The 14,321-nt window shown below is 46.3% G+C and carries 14 protein-coding genes; all 14 read right to left on the bottom strand.

Annotation, left to right across the window (positions count from 1 at the left end):
- Positions 1-57: 57 nt before the first annotated feature.
- On the bottom strand, positions 58-342 hold the full coding sequence (locus ESE_RS0105960; protein ID WP_010372753.1) for a hypothetical protein: 285 nt from the start codon (positions 340-342) through the stop codon (positions 58-60).
- A complete protein-coding gene (locus ESE_RS0105955; protein ID WP_137636365.1) occupies positions 339-764 on the bottom strand; it encodes a type II secretion system protein in 426 nt (141 codons plus the stop codon). Before ESE_RS0105955 ends, ESE_RS0105960 begins: the two co-directional genes overlap by 4 nt.
- A complete protein-coding gene (locus tag ESE_RS0105950; protein WP_010372747.1) occupies positions 737-937 on the bottom strand; it encodes a hypothetical protein in 201 nt (66 codons plus the stop codon). The genes ESE_RS0105955 and ESE_RS0105950 overlap by 28 nt, the downstream gene beginning before the upstream one ends.
- On the bottom strand, positions 921-1,316 hold the full coding sequence (locus ESE_RS0105945; protein WP_010372744.1) for a hypothetical protein: 396 nt from the start codon (positions 1,314-1,316) through the stop codon (positions 921-923). Before ESE_RS0105945 ends, ESE_RS0105950 begins: the two co-directional genes overlap by 17 nt.
- Entirely contained in the window at positions 1,306-1,617 is a 312-nt protein-coding gene (locus tag ESE_RS0105940) for a prepilin-type N-terminal cleavage/methylation domain-containing protein (RefSeq protein WP_010372740.1), read from the bottom strand. The genes ESE_RS0105945 and ESE_RS0105940 overlap by 11 nt, the downstream gene beginning before the upstream one ends.
- Positions 1,611-2,609, bottom strand: a complete 999-nt coding sequence (locus tag ESE_RS0105935; RefSeq protein ID WP_010372736.1) for a type II secretion system F family protein — start codon at positions 2,607-2,609, stop codon at positions 1,611-1,613. Before ESE_RS0105935 ends, ESE_RS0105940 begins: the two co-directional genes overlap by 7 nt.
- Complete coding sequence (gene comGA / locus ESE_RS0105930; RefSeq protein ID WP_010372733.1) at positions 2,572-3,501, bottom strand: competence type IV pilus ATPase ComGA; 930 nt, start codon at positions 3,499-3,501, stop codon at positions 2,572-2,574. The genes ESE_RS0105935 and comGA overlap by 38 nt, the downstream gene beginning before the upstream one ends.
- 134 nt (positions 3,502-3,635) lie before the next feature.
- Entirely contained in the window at positions 3,636-5,087 is a 1,452-nt protein-coding gene (locus ESE_RS0105925; protein WP_010372730.1) for an NCS2 family permease, read from the bottom strand.
- A 278-nt stretch (positions 5,088-5,365) separates the two neighbouring features.
- Positions 5,366-6,088 carry a YebC/PmpR family DNA-binding transcriptional regulator gene (locus ESE_RS0105920; protein WP_010372727.1) on the bottom strand — a complete coding sequence of 241 codons (723 nt, stop codon included), beginning with the start codon at positions 6,086-6,088 and terminating at the stop codon, positions 5,366-5,368.
- 73 nt (positions 6,089-6,161) lie between these two features.
- Positions 6,162-8,711, bottom strand: a complete 2,550-nt coding sequence (recD2, locus tag ESE_RS0105915; RefSeq protein WP_010372724.1) for an SF1B family DNA helicase RecD2 — start codon at positions 8,709-8,711, stop codon at positions 6,162-6,164.
- Positions 8,695-9,360: a tetratricopeptide repeat protein gene (locus tag ESE_RS0105910; protein ID WP_010372721.1), complete on the bottom strand. Its 666-nt coding sequence runs from the start codon at positions 9,358-9,360 to the stop codon at positions 8,695-8,697. The genes recD2 and ESE_RS0105910 overlap by 17 nt, the downstream gene beginning before the upstream one ends.
- A 20-nt stretch (positions 9,361-9,380) precedes the next feature.
- Complete coding sequence (locus ESE_RS0105905; RefSeq protein ID WP_010372718.1) at positions 9,381-10,043, bottom strand: histidine phosphatase family protein; 663 nt, start codon at positions 10,041-10,043, stop codon at positions 9,381-9,383.
- A 543-nt stretch (positions 10,044-10,586) separates the two neighbouring features.
- Positions 10,587-13,376, bottom strand: coding sequence for an isoleucine--tRNA ligase (gene ileS, locus ESE_RS0105900; RefSeq protein ID WP_010372715.1), 2,790 nt, complete (start codon positions 13,374-13,376; stop codon positions 10,587-10,589).
- Positions 13,377-13,671: 295 nt separating this feature from the next.
- The gene (locus tag ESE_RS0105890; RefSeq protein WP_010372711.1) at positions 13,672-14,307 is read right to left on the bottom strand and encodes a DivIVA domain-containing protein; all 636 of its coding nucleotides are present in this window, start codon (positions 14,305-14,307) and stop codon (positions 13,672-13,674) included.
- Positions 14,308-14,321 lie beyond the last annotated feature (14 nt).

Below are 14,321 nucleotides of genomic sequence, written 5' to 3'. Positions count from 1 at the left end.
TGCTCCTTCCAGTGTAGCTAGTTTTTTAGTAAGTGACAAGGAAAGAGGCCGTTGAATTCACTTCGGAATAATGACCTGCCGATTCCAGTCGACCAAGACATACTCATGGCACTTGGAGGTTGCAATAATGCGTGGATACGGTTGCGGTGACTTACCTCGTTCTTCAGGTGTCTGGCGCACATAAGCTAACGCCTGGCACTTACCCTGCCAATAAAACAGCTCAGCCCGGCGCAACTGTTGCGCGTGTGACTGCATCACACACCAGCCAGTCAGTGCCACCACCAGCACCCCACTCACCCCCAACGTGTGCCCCAAAATATGCCCTGATCGTGTCCGTTTCAATACAAAGTCACCTCCTCATAAACTTTTTGGCCTGTCGTACAGAAGATCGTAATACCAATGCGCCGGTCACTAAGACGTTGAAATTTCGCTTGTTTGACCTGATTTAACAACACAATCTGTCCGCTTTGCATCGTCGTCACAACCAAACGTTGGCGCTTAACTAGGAGTAGGTAGTCCTGTTGTTTCGTTTGACTTCGCAGGCGAACCACATCCGCATGGCACGTCACCAATTGGTAGGCAGCATCTGGCGATTCTAAAATAATCAAGGCCCGTAAAACGCGTTGCGTTGTCATTGTTTGCACCGCTTGTGTTTGCGTTTGACGCATCATTCGAGTGCCAATCGTTATTAGGGAACCAAACATGATAATAATACTTAAGGCGACCAATGTTTCTGCTAAGGTGAATGCTTTTCTTTTAACCACGCTCGAAGTTCCTGTTTGTATGTTTGTTTAACAGCTATGATTTGGGCTTCTTCTTGTTGTCGTTGTACGTGATAGTAACGTACTGTCATCATAATTAAGGTTGTTGTACTGATTAAAATTAGCGCAGCCACCAATGCCTCAGCAAGAATCGTCCCGTTACGTTTGCAACTCATAGGTACCCCCACCAAATTGAAACACCAAGCGCACCGGTTTTGGGCGGTCTGCATGCCAAATCATGATTGTCGCTGGTTTCACATAATGGCGTCGACACTCAACCATGCGATATCGTGCTACCCAGCCTGCCGGTAGGGGCACTCGTTGATTATCCACAAACACGGCATCGCCTTGCGCAATCACGGCAAAGGCTTGTCCCATATACAGTTGCCGTTGACGGGCCTTTTCATACGCCAAATCGAACTGTTGTTCAAACGTCACCCAGGCGTCCGCAGACTTGCTGGGCAACAACTGCTGTCCTGATAGACCAACCACACTGACAATGCATAACACCACGACCGTTTCAATTAATGTAAACGCGGCCCGCTTATTTTGCACGGAACACCTGGCTATCCTTAATGTCAATTCCCGCAGCTTTGGCCTGTTTTACCTGATCTGCGGACAAGTACTGATTCGTTTGTAAATCACCGAAATTAGCGACCTTATCTGGATTTTCGCTCAAGTAAAGATCTACCTGCGTTTGAATCGTTTGTACCAGAGCCGTTTGTTGCTTCTGTTCAGCGAACTTACGCACGTTATTCACATTGGGCAAGACCAATAAGATCAATAGACCAATAATAAAAATTGTTGTCACAACTTCAATCAACGTAAATCCGCGACGCTTTGTGTGCTTTACCATGTCATTAATTCCCCCATATTTCGATACATCGGTAACAACATAATGCCGTATAACCCGATAACAATTAGACCAATCACCGCAAAACATACCGGTTGAATAATCATTAAATAACGTTGTACTTGTCGTTCTAATAGTTCAAATTTACGTTGCGCTAAAATTTGAAAATCTTCACCAATTGCTTGTTCTGATTTTCCTTTTGCAAAAAGATGCTGACATTCCGGCGGTAATAATGGCATCGACTGAATAACTTGCCGTAAATCTTGGCCTTCTCGTAAGCCCCGTTCTGCTTGCGTGCCCAATAGTCGCATTAATTCTGGACTATCCGCTGTTGCACTCCGCTTGACGATTGTCGCCAAACCAATCCCACTCGTCAAAAGTAACCCCAATTGCAAACTCATCTGATATCCGATAGACAGCTGCACCAGTGAGCCGATGAATGGCACCCGCTGTAACAGCTGTAGTCGTTGCAGCCAATTACGTCGACGCCATATTCGTCCACCAAGCCAACTAACAACACAACAGGTTAAAACACTCACGCTTAAACCAACGCCCCAGTGCGACAGCTGTGGCACTGTTGCACCCATCTGCTGTAATTGAGGCAATAGATACGTACAAAATAGCCCCATTAAGCCCGCTAACATCACCAGTAGCACAACTGGATAGAGTAGTAATTGGCGGAGCTTCTGACTTTGTCTCAACCGACGATGTTCCCGTCGACCAATTTCCATCACCAGTTGCGATAGCCGCCCATGGACACTAGCAAAAGCCAATTCACGCGCAATTTCGCGACGCACATACGGTGCCAGTAGCTGATGTAGTGGTTGACCTTGATGCAACCCAGCCACAATTGCGATTAGTGCCAGCCGTTGTTTGGGTAAAACACCTTGCACGGTCATCAACGCCCGTTCTAACGCATACCCGTTCGCAATCAGTTGGCCAAGCAATTCAAAAAAATCAGCTTGCGTTTTCAACGGCCACTGCTGCTTCTTCATCCCTCACCTCCTGGAGTAATGTCACTAATTCGTCCCCCTGCGCAACTTGCAAATCAGCCATTGGTCCGTGTGTGTCATGCACCATTGTTTGGTAACCCAAGCCAATCAAAACTTGGCGAAGAATGGCCGCTGGTATACCGAATGCCCGCAGCCGGTACCAAATGCCAGCTATTGACATGGCATGAACGGTACTTAAAATTAAATGACCGCTCAAGGCCGCTTCAACAACAATGTGCGCCGTTTCGGCATCCCGAATCTCACCAATAATCATCACATCCGGATGGTGACGCAATGCCAATCGTAGCAAGGTCGCATAATCCATTTCTGCGTCACGATTAACCTGTAATTGTAGGTACTCACTCTGCACAATTTCCACCGGATCTTCGATTGTCAAAATCATCTGATTTTGAAGTACCTGTCCCGCCAGGTAATGCAATGTCGTCGTTTTACCGGCGCCCATTTGCCCAGCAATTAAGACTAACCCCTGTCGACGCGCTAACGTGGCCGTGAGTTCAGCCACAGGCGTCGTCTCTACCCATCGAATTTGGCGGTCGGTGGCCGCCACGATTAACCGAACGACCACTGACTCCCGATTTAGAAAATCACCAACACTAGATACCCGCAAATGAAGTGGTCGGTCACCCGCTTGATAAGTCCACCGTCCCAATTGCGGGCGCCGCATTTCACTGATGTCCATCTGTGCCTCAAATTTAATGTGGCGAATTAAAGCTGCCCCTACCGATGCTGTTAACACGTCCAATGGAACAATCCCGTCCGCCGTATAACAAGACACCTGATACCCGTCTTGTTTCGGCATAATGTAAATATCACTTGCTTGGTGTTGTGCTGCCTCGAAAATGGCGTTACTAAATACCGCTTGAATTGTCGTCATGTCTTACTTCCTCACAACTAATAAAGAGGCACGGTTGTACAATTTGTCCAAAAGTCATCAAAATAATTTTTTAATTCACAAAAAAACGCTCTTGCAACCAAGAAAACCAGTCGCAAGAGCGTTTCAAAAATTTTTTAATTAACTGCTAACGAGATGAAGTTCAACAAGAACAAAATCGTCACAATCCACAAGATTGGACTAATTTCAGCAAACTTCCGCTTCACACTCTTAATGACAACGAAGAAAATAAAGCCAGCCGCAATACCATACGAAATTGAGTATGAGAAGGCCATGAATGCTGACGTGAAGAAGGCGGGAATCGCAATTTCAATATCATCCCACTCGATTGCCTTAAACTCATTCATCATCATGATACCAACAACGATTAGAATTGGTGCAGTTGCTGCCGTTGGAATCACATTAACCAGCGGTGCCGCAATAATTGCAAGCAAGAAACCAATTGCAACGACGACTGATGTCAAACCAGTACGTCCACCCGCCTTAATGCCGGCTGACGCTTCAATGAACGTCGTTGTATTTGAGGTACCAAAGATACCAGCAAACATCGTCGCAAATGTATCTGCAACCAACCCGCGGTCCATCTTTGACTTAAAGCCCTTACCTTCGTAGAACTCCTTCTGGTCAGCTTCAGAGAAAATACCAGTCGTCATACCTGTACCAATGAACGTGCCAATGGCGTCAAACAAACCTGACAAGCCCATTGAGAATACTGTTAATACAACAATCAAAATGTGCTTTGGTGACGTAAACATTGACCAAAGGCCGTCTGGACCAAGTGCTTGACCAAAGATACCACCAAAGTCCTTAAACGTTGATGTAAATGAGGCCATGGCGTCAATGTGCGTATTCGTTACGCCCATTGGAATACCAATAATCGTCGTGATGAAGACTGACAATAAGAAGGCCCCCGGCACGTTGGCGACCACCAACAATACCAAAACCACCAAACCGATTAGTCCCAACAAGACAGCTGGCTGACTAAACGTGGCAATTTCTGGCGTCGTGCTACCGTTTGCCGTAATACTTTCAATTACCTTGGCCCCACCACCTGTAAATGGCTTGTTGTTCAAGGTTAAAATGTTTTGCGGGTCAACTAAGAAATTTAAGAAGCCGGCATTCTTAAGCCCAATATAGGCGATAAACAGCCCAATACCTGCTGCGATGGCGTGCTTAAGTTGATCCGGAATTGCTTTAACAATGGCTGATCGAATCTTCGTCAAGGTGATAATCACATCAACTAGACCAACCAAGAAGACCATTCCCAATGCTTGCTTCCATGTGTACCCCAAACCAAAGACAATCGTGTAGGTAAACATGGCTTGCATACCGATTGACGGTGCCAACGCGTAAGGCAAGTTTGCAAACAGTCCAGTGATTAAAGTACCGACAACGGCTGTCAAAATTGTTGCTAAGAAAACACCTTGACTTGGCATCCCCGTCAAAGACAACACTGACGGATTCAAGAAAATGATATACCCCATTGCCACAAAAGTTGTAATTCCGGCAATGATTTCTGTCCGCACATTTGTGTGATTGTCAGACAGTTTGAAAAATCGTTCTAACATGTACCCATTTCACTCCTAATAAAAAATTCCGCATCATCGACGGTTTCGCACAATGATACGGAAAAACAAACGACGCCAAGATAAAAAAATATCCCGGCGTCGTTAACGGTATCATCGCAGTCGCAATGATACCCAATTCCGAGTCTGTGGCAAAACACGTTAACGACTCAACTATTAATAATTGTTTATAACTTTATCGCTTTTTGTTCACAGCGTCAACAGTTATGTTTGGTAACAAAAAAAGAGACGGGAAATCCACGTCTCTTTTTTAACGAAAACTACTCAGCAGTCGTAAAGACAGCTTGAACGTCATCGTTTTCTTCAAGTTCATCAACCAAGCTAGCCAATGATGCTTGCTTATCCTCAGGCACTGCCATTGGGTTTTGAGCAACCATTGTTACTTCATCGTTGACCAACGTGTAACCCTTTGCTTCCAAAGCGTCACGTACTTCAGGGAATGACTTCGCATCCGTGTAGATTTCGAATTGGTCATCGTAAGTCTTCATGTCTTCGGCACCAGCCTCCAACATGTCTTCGAACAATTGATCCTCATCAATATCGTTATCTTCGTTACGCTCGATTTCGATGTAACCCTTACGATCGAATTGGAATGAAACTGATCCAGTCGTTCCCAATTCACCACCGAAGTGCTTGAACGTTGAACGAACTGAGGCAGCCGTACGGTTAATGTTATCAGTCAACGCTTGGACCAAAACAGCTACACCAGCTGGTCCGTAACCTTCGTACGTCAACTCTTGGTAGTTAGCGCCACCGGCACCAGAAGCCTTATCCAAGGCACGTTGGATGTTATCCTTTGGCATGTTAGCTGCCTTAGCCTTGTCGATAACCAAACGCAAACCTGCGTTTGAATCTGGATCTACACCACCAGCCTTAGCTGCCGTGTACAAATCGCGGGCAAGCTTTTGGAAGATCTTACCACGCTTTGCGTCTTGGGCGTTCTTACGTCCTTGAATGTTATGCCACTTACTGTGTCCTGACATTTCAGAAACCCCTTTTCATTCGAAAATTTATCGATTAATTTTATCACACATTGTCTGTGCTTGACTAGTAGAATTATAGCATATTCTCAGCTGACATAAAGTCATACGGCGTCAAATCAGCCATGCCAATATTGGGATCAATTGTTTCGGCGGTAATTTGTGCAATTGTTAGGATATCATCCTCGGTGTCGGCAACTGCCTGAACAATTTCATTGACTGCCGGCGAATCATCGATCGTATTCTCTTCATCAACTACTTCCGCCGTTGGATCAACTGCCAGTGGCTGTTGATTTAGAGCTGCTATTGAGGCATGGTCATCTGGCGTTTCAGGTAGTTGTCCCGCTTCGGCTTGTTGCAACCGTTCCTGCAAAGTCGTCTGCCGATTAACGCCTTCCGTCACAGCCGCACGCTGATAGGCACTCACATCCCCAATCAACACCAATGACTCACTTGCTCGTGTTAATCCCGTATACAGCAAATTACGTTGTAACATGCGGGAGAACGCATTAACCAAAGGCATAATAACTAACTTATACTCGGCACCTTGTGCCTTGTGAATGGTCGTTGCATAGGCCAACGTCAATTGATTCCAGTTCTGGCGCGTATACTCAACTTCCCCTGTGTCAAAAGCCACCGTAATGTTATCCGTATTATCTTCATTCGCCTTATCCTTGGCCAACATAATACTAGTAATATATCCAATGTCACCGTTAAAGACATTGTGTTCCGGATCATTTGCCGTCTGCATCACTTTATCACCGACGCGGAAACTAAACGCCAAGTCACCTAATTTAATATTGATTTCCCGCTTTTTAGGGGTCATCGGATTGAAAATTTCTTGGGCAACTGCATTCAAATTATGCACGCCCGCTGGTGTTTTATACATCGGTGCCAAAATCTGCATATCTGCGACCGAATTGCCTTTTTCTTTCCAACTCGTTGCAATCTGCTCAATTAGTCGTGGTACTTGCGTCGTTTGTGCTGGAAAGAATGAGCGATCTGGTTGGCGCACCGTAAAATCTTCTGGCAACTGACCGGCACGAATGGCACTCGCCAACGCAATGATTGTTGACCCTTTACCCTGCCGGTGAATCGTCTCCAACTCACGGTAATTCAGCAAGCCACTAGCTAATAAGTCATAAAAGACGCGACCGGGTCCAACAGACGGCAACTGGTCTTTGTCCCCAACCAGAATAACTTGCATGCCGCCCGGGATACCGCGTAATAGCAAATCAAACAACTGCGTATCCACCATCGACATCTCATCAATGACTAACAAGCGACCTGACAACTCTTCGATATCAATCTCATCCAAGTCTTCACGACCATTAATCCCCAATAAGCGGTGAATCGTCGACGCAGGCATCCCAGTTGATTCCGAGAGACGCTTCGCTGCCCGGCCGGTTGGCGCGGCCAGACGAATACTGGTCTCAATCTCATCCCATTTCATTCCTTCGGCTTGCAGTAGCTTCTTTAAAGTTGCCACAACCCCATTAATAATGGTTGTTTTACCAGTCCCTGGTCCACCCGTTAAAATAAACAAATTACTGGTTAACGCGGCAATCATCGCTTCTCGTTGGACATCATCATATGGAAACGGATTCTCTTCTTCCACTTCGGTCAGGTACTGCACGACATCTTTGCGGGCATACTCACCCGCTTTGCGTTGCGTTAGGCGTACTAACTTCTGTGCAATTTCGCGCTCTGCTTCAAACAACGCTTTTACATATAAGTTTTGTCCGTCAGCAATAACCACGCCATCTGAAGTAAGGGTCAACAGCGCCCGCTTAATTAAAGCCACATCCACGCGGGCATTCTGCGCCCGTTCCAAAATTTGTTGTGTTGCCTGCAATAACGCTTCAACTTGCATGTACGTATCACCAGACTCGAACGTTGCTTGGTTAATTGCCGCAATAACGCCCGCCTGAATGCGACGGGCGTCCAAGGCATCGATACCTTGTTGGGCAGCCAAACGATCAATACGGGCAAATGATACGCCATCAATATCAATCACCATTTGGTAGGGATTTGTCTTTAAAATTTGCAGTGTCTGTTGCTGATACTTTTGATAAATGGCCGTTGCCAACGCCGACCCAAAGCCGTAATCATTTAGCGCGATAATCGCCCGTTCCATGCCATCAGATTGTTGTAACTGATTCACAATGACTTCTTGCAGCTTCGTTGAAATCCCAGTTTGTGTCAAGACAGCTGGATCTTCTAGGATCAAATCCACCGCTTCGATACCGAGTTCATCAACAATCTTTGTGGCCGTTGATTTACCAACCCCCGGAAATTGATCACCTGACAAATAGGCGACTAAACCTGACGTCGTACTGGCTGCTTGTCGTTGATAATTTTGCGCTGCAAACTGCGTGCCATAACGGGCATGCGTTGTTAACCGACCCTTAAATTCATAACTGGCGCCAATTTGAATATCACCAAAGCTACCAGTAACCGTAATTTCAGTATCATCATAGTCAAAATTCAGGTCAGCAACTTCAACAATCATGACTTTATAAAATGAATCCTGAGCCGCGAAAAGAATATTCTTAACTTGGCCGGAAACAGTGGGTTGCTCATCCGTTGGATTTGGGCCGTCGAACAAACTAGTCTGATTCTCCATCTAATCGGCTCCCTGATAGTAATTGGACGATTTCATCTAATCGTTGTGCTTGTGCCTGATAACGTTGTAAATCAATCATTTGGGCCGTCGCCAACCATTGATTGTCTTGATCGCCCTTGGCCGTTGCCACAACCCCACGACCAAAATTGGCCTCGAAATTCATCGGATCAACGTGGATTGCTGCATCAAAAGCTTCAGCTGCTTTTGATTCATGTTGCAAGCCTAGCCAGATGTTACCTAATAATACTTGCGCACCAGTGTCTTCTGGCTGTTGCTCAACAGCTGTCAAAGCATATACCAATGCCTTTTGGAATTGGTTTTGAGCATACCATCCTTGTGCCTGCATCACAGTTGCATCATGCAAAATAGCCAAATCAGTAATTTTACCAAAGAAATCATTTGCCCGTTGATAATCACCCGCCACGTAATACACATTACCCGTCGCGTACAGCAAGTTTTGCAAAGCTTCATCATTCGCTTGGAAGAGTCCCAAACTCTTTAGGGCCAAATCCTCTGCTTCAATCAAGTTTTCAGTTGCAACCAAAACAGCTACCAAGTCTGCATAGGCTTGCCAGTTATTTGGGTTAGCGTTAATTTCGGCGACCAAGCGTGCCATATCCGCTTGTGCTGCATTTTCTGGTTGCGTCATCTCTCTAGTTCCTTCTTCGCTTAAATTGTATTTGAGGCATCACTGCTGACACCCAAATAACTTGTATCGTTTCGTGATAATTCGGTAAATGTTTTACCGTCCGCCGTCTCTAAAATTGAGGTACTGGTGTTCCCTAAGCCCCCACGCGCGCGTAAGTCGGCCAATGGAATCCCTGTCAAACCACCCATACCGGTCGTTAAGGCCGCGCCGTGACTAAAGAAAACCAGATTAACCCCTTCGCCACCGTATTCAGTTACCGCTGTTTCGACTGCCTGGCGGAAACGTGCTTGCACACTTTCAAATGATTCCGCCCCTGGCACCTGCGCGGCGTCAAACTTTTCTGGGTGATTGCGCGAAGCATCGTACATGTCATACCAGCCAGCTTGGGCATCCGCAAACGTCTTGCCTTCCCAGACACCAAACGAAAACTCCTTCAATCCATCCATAAACGTTAGCTCGGGCTTTTCATCTAAAAGGGCTAGTGTTTCTTCAGCTGTAATGCGTGCTCGCTTGATTGGACTAGCAAAAGCGTGCGCAAATTTTACATCGTGTAAGTGACGGCCCAGCATCTTAATTTGGTCGTATGATTCTGGTAACAGTGGTGAATCACCACCTGCTCCTTGAAAACGCCCTTCGGCATTCCATTCTGTTTTACCGTGGCGGATGAAGTATAGCTTCGTCATGCTTTGGTCTCCTTGTCTTGAATTCGTTATGTATGTTAGTTAGTGTTGTGTGTCGACGCGTTGCGTCGAGTGGCTGGGGGCTTCTTTTGTCCCGCTAAACGAGGTGTGTCAAAATAGTGGCGGGCGGAGTCCACGGCTTTGCCGCGTACACCTTTACCCCTGGTAGCACTAAGCGGCAAAACCGCTAAGTGCTACTGCCACATATTTAGCCACTCCTCGTTCTATACGCGGGGCGCCCCCAGCCACAGCAGCCGAGAGATGCTAGACCGTTAAAGATTTTCATCTATTCACAAAAAAATGGACGAACAGTTTACCCTGATGTCTTGTGGCTGATGAAAATCGAACAATTATAGTCTTGCTTGGCTGCTGCGTTTGGCCCCACCACGTGTTTAGACACGTGCACTAGAAGGGGCCAAACACTCCGGCCGTCAGGACGGACACAAACCACCAAACTATATACCTTCCATTATAGACGTAAAAACGCCGAGAGACAAAATCTCTCGGCGTTTTCTGTTATCGATATTATTTTTGTTTAATCGTGAATTACTCCAAACCTTCAGTCAAAGCCTCAGGGAAGTTTTCGCGAACGATTTGTGCTTCGTGTGCTGACAACATTGGGAAGTCAGGATCAGCACCCAAATCAGTGTGGTACATACGATCACGTGGTGACTCTTCACCTTCTGCGTGAGCTACCGCAATCTTGTAACCATCAAAGTCAGTTGCATCATCAGCTTCATCAGCTGATGCTACGTGCAATTGAGAAACAAGCAACAAGACGCGAACATCTTGTCCCAATGAATCCAACCAAGCCTTTTGATCATCAGTCAAGAACAACGTTACCGCTGCTTCGGCTGGCTTACCAATCAACTTCGCATCACGGGCAACTTCCAAGGCCTTGTTAACGGCATCGCGCAACGTCATGAATTCTGACCACTTAGCCATCAATTCGTCAGCGTTAGCAATATCTGCAACAGCTGGCATCTCAGTCAAGTAAGCAAAGTCGCCTTCTTCGTGCTCAAGATACTCAAAGATTTCTTCAGCCGTGTGTGGCAAGATTGGCAACAACAACTTGTCCAAGTCTACCAAGACCTTGTACAAGACCGTTTGCAATGAACGACGAGCGTGTCCCTTTGGCGCTTCAACATACAAGATGTCCTTGGCGAAGTCCAAGTAGAACGCTGACAAGTCAACGTTAATAAAGTTGATAACCAACTTGTTGACTGCTTGGAAGTCATACACGTCGTAGGCAGCCTTGATGTCAGCAACCAACTTGTTAAAGCGGGCGTAGAAGTATTGGTCAGCTGCGACCAAATCATCGAAGGCAATTGTATCAGCCTTTGGATCAAAGTCAGCTGTGTTAGCCAGCAAGAAACGCATCGTGTTACGGATCTTACGGTATGTCTCAGACGTTTGTGACAACAAGTCCATTGATACACGAACATCGGCTGATGAATCAACTGACGTTACCCACAAACGGATAATTTCAGCACCCATCTCCTTCACCACTTCGTTAGGTGAAATGATGTTACCCAATGACTTAGACATCTTCTCACCATTTCCGTCCAAGACAAATCCTTGTGACAAGACTGACTTGTATGGTGCCTTACCCGTTACAGCAACACCTGTGATCAATGATGAGTTGAACCATCCACGGTATTGGTCAGAGCCTTCCAAAACCAAATCTTCTGGGAAGCTTAGGTTTGGACGCGTGGCCATGACACCTTGGTGTGAAGTTCCTGAATCGAACCAAACGTCCATGATGTCCGTTTCCTTGGTAAATTCGCCATTTGGTGAGTGCTCGTTTGAGTAACCTTCTGGCAACAAGTCCTTGGCCTCACGTTCGAACCAAACGTTTGAACCATGCTCGGCTACCAATTCAGCGATGTGGTCGATGATTTCAGGGTCAACAATTGCCGTACCATCTTCAGCGTAGAAGATTGGCAATGGCACACCCCAAACACGTTGACGTGAGATAACCCAGTCGCCACGGTCGCGGATCATGTTGTACAAACGCTTCTTACCCCATTCTGGTTGGAACTTAACATCGTCCAATGCATCCAAAATGTCTTGACGGAAGCTATCGATCGAAGCAAACCATTGTGGCACCGCACGGAAGATAACTGGCTTCTTAGTACGCCAGTCAAATGGGTAGCTGTGCACAACTGGTTCGTGCAAGATCAACGCATCAGCTTCTTCAAGCTTTTGCAATGATACCTTGTCAGCATCTTGGTAGAAGACACCTTCAAAGTCAGGACCAGCTTCGGCCGTCATCTTACCTTGGTCATCAACGTTCATGATAACTGGCATGTTGTAACGTTGACCGGTAGCAAAGTCATCTTCACCAAATCCTGGGGCCGTGTGAACCGCACCAGTACCGGCATCAGCCGTCACATAATCAGCATTAACAACCAAAATCTCACGGTCCATGAATGGGTGCTCAGTTGTCGCCATTTCAAGTTCCTTACCAGTAAAGGTTGCGACAACTTCGTACTCGTCCCAGCCGAACTTAGGCGCAACGGCACCCAACAAAGCTGAAGCAACGATGTACTTCTTGTCTGAACCCTTTGGTTGAATTTGTGAATATTCGAAATCAGCGTTCAAAGCCAAAGCTTGTGAAGCTGGTACCGTCCAAGGTGTCGTCGTCCAGGCGATGAAGTACGTGTCGTTATCCAACAAGCCCTTACCGTCCTTAACGCGCTCTGAGAAGAACGCCGTGTCTGACTCAATGTCGTGGTATTCGATTTCAGCCATTGCCAAAGCAGACTCTGATGACCATGACCAGAAGACAGGCTTCTTACCACGGTAGATCAAGTTCTTCTTGGCCATCTCACCGAAGACGCGCAATTGGGCAGCTTCGAATTCAGGCAACAACGTCAAGTATGGGTTATCCCAGTCAGCTGAAATTCCCAAACGCTTGAAGTCGGCCATTTGCGTCTTAACTTGCTTACGTGCAAATTCTTCGGCCATCTTACGCCAGATAACTGGGCCAACCGCCTTACGATCCTTACCAGCCTTCGTCAATTGTTGTTCAATTGGCAAACCGTGCGTATCCCAACCAGGGACAAATGGTGCGTAGAAACCATTCATTGACTTGTAACGAACGATGATATCCTTAGAAATCTTGTTCATGGCGTGTCCGATGTGAATGTTTCCGTTAGCATATGGAGGGCCATCGTGAAGCATAAATGATGGCTTACCTTCGTTCATCTTTTGACGTTGCTCATAGACCTTATTCTCGAACCAGATGTTTTCACGTTGTAGCTCAGTTTGTGGTAGGTTACCACGCATTGGGAACTTCGTCTTTCCTAGGTTCAAGGTTTGCTTCATCTTCATAAAAGCGCAATCCTTTCTGTTCAATCCAAGTGCTACCGCGTTGACATGCGGCTTACCCTGAAACTAAAAAATCCCGCACCGGCTATCACTAGCCAATGCGGGACGTCATGTCAACGTGGTACCACCCGAATTCACGGCAAACTGCCGCCTCTTCTGTGTATTTGATTAAAAAACTTTCTTGCTGATAAGCAAAGTGCGTCACCATCCTAGACTCTCACCGGGTTAATTCTAGGTCGCTGTTTGGAATACACCTTACCGTTTGGTCAAGAAACCATGTTTACATGATAACGAAAAATTAGTCCTTATTCAAGAAGTTTCCGTTGCTTTCTGCTGATTCAGGGAAGATAACAACCGTTTCTACTTCTGAACTTTCAGCGGCTGCTGATGTTGGTGCAACCGGTGCAGATGATGCTGATGGCACTTGGTTAGCGGCTGGCTTTTGGAACGCAGCCCAATCATCAGTCTTAACCAAATCCATTTGTGCCTGCAATAGACCTTCAATCTTGGCCTTAAAGGCACCCATGTCCTTGTCCAAAGCATCCTTTTCAGCAACCAACTTTTCGTTCTTAGCTTGTGACTCAGTCAACAAAGCATTGGCCTTCGCGTTAGCTTCCATAACAATCTTTTGTGCTTCAGCTTGAGCTTGTTGCAACGTTGCTTCAGCTTCAGCCTCTGTTTGCTTCTTCAAACGATCAGCGGCTTCTTGCGCAATCAAAATTGATGAATTAACAGATTGCTTCATCTCTTCAACTTGCTTAGCGTTTGCATCTGCTTCAGCCAATTGCGTCTTCAACGTTTGATTCTCTTGCATCATACCATCGTAATCAGTTACGATACGGTCCAAAAATTCTGAAACTTCGGCCTTATCGTACCATTTGTTACTTTTTGTTGTGAATTCCTTCGCGTGAATCTCTTGTGGGGTCAATGCCATGTGCTTTCTCCAAT

The sequence above is a fragment of the Weissella cibaria KACC 11862 genome (assembly GCF_000193635.1).
GTDB lineage: Bacteria > Bacillota > Bacilli > Lactobacillales > Lactobacillaceae > Weissella > Weissella cibaria.
This window is presented reverse-complemented; position numbering and strand designations above follow the sequence as displayed.

What these genes read in the sequence shown, in the direction of transcription:
- ESE_RS0105950 (WP_010372747.1), bottom strand. Translation starts at nt 937, where the DNA reads ATGAGTTGCAAACGTAACGGGACGATTCTTGCTGAGGCATTGGTGGCT.
- ESE_RS0105940 (WP_010372740.1), bottom strand. Translation starts at nt 1,617, where the DNA reads ATGGTAAAGCACACAAAGCGTCGCGGATTTACGTTGATTGAAGTTGTG.
- ESE_RS0105935 (WP_010372736.1), bottom strand. Translation starts at nt 2,609, where the DNA reads ATGAAGAAGCAGCAGTGGCCGTTGAAAACGCAAGCTGATTTTTTTGAA.
- comGA (WP_010372733.1), bottom strand. Translation starts at nt 3,501, where the DNA reads ATGACGACAATTCAAGCGGTATTTAGTAACGCCATTTTCGAGGCAGCA.
- ESE_RS0105925 (WP_010372730.1), bottom strand. Translation starts at nt 5,087, where the DNA reads ATGTTAGAACGATTTTTCAAACTGTCTGACAATCACACAAATGTGCGG.
- ESE_RS0105920 (WP_010372727.1), bottom strand. Translation starts at nt 6,088, where the DNA reads ATGTCAGGACACAGTAAGTGGCATAACATTCAAGGACGTAAGAACGCC.
- recD2 (WP_010372724.1), bottom strand. Translation starts at nt 8,711, where the DNA reads ATGGAGAATCAGACTAGTTTGTTCGACGGCCCAAATCCAACGGATGAG.
- ESE_RS0105910 (WP_010372721.1), bottom strand. Translation starts at nt 9,360, where the DNA reads ATGACGCAACCAGAAAATGCAGCACAAGCGGATATGGCACGCTTGGTC.
- ESE_RS0105905 (WP_010372718.1), bottom strand. Translation starts at nt 10,043, where the DNA reads ATGACGAAGCTATACTTCATCCGCCACGGTAAAACAGAATGGAATGCC.
- ileS (WP_010372715.1), bottom strand. Translation starts at nt 13,376, where the DNA reads ATGAAGATGAAGCAAACCTTGAACCTAGGAAAGACGAAGTTCCCAATG.
- ESE_RS0105890 (WP_010372711.1), bottom strand. Translation starts at nt 14,307, where the DNA reads ATGGCATTGACCCCACAAGAGATTCACGCGAAGGAATTCACAACAAAA.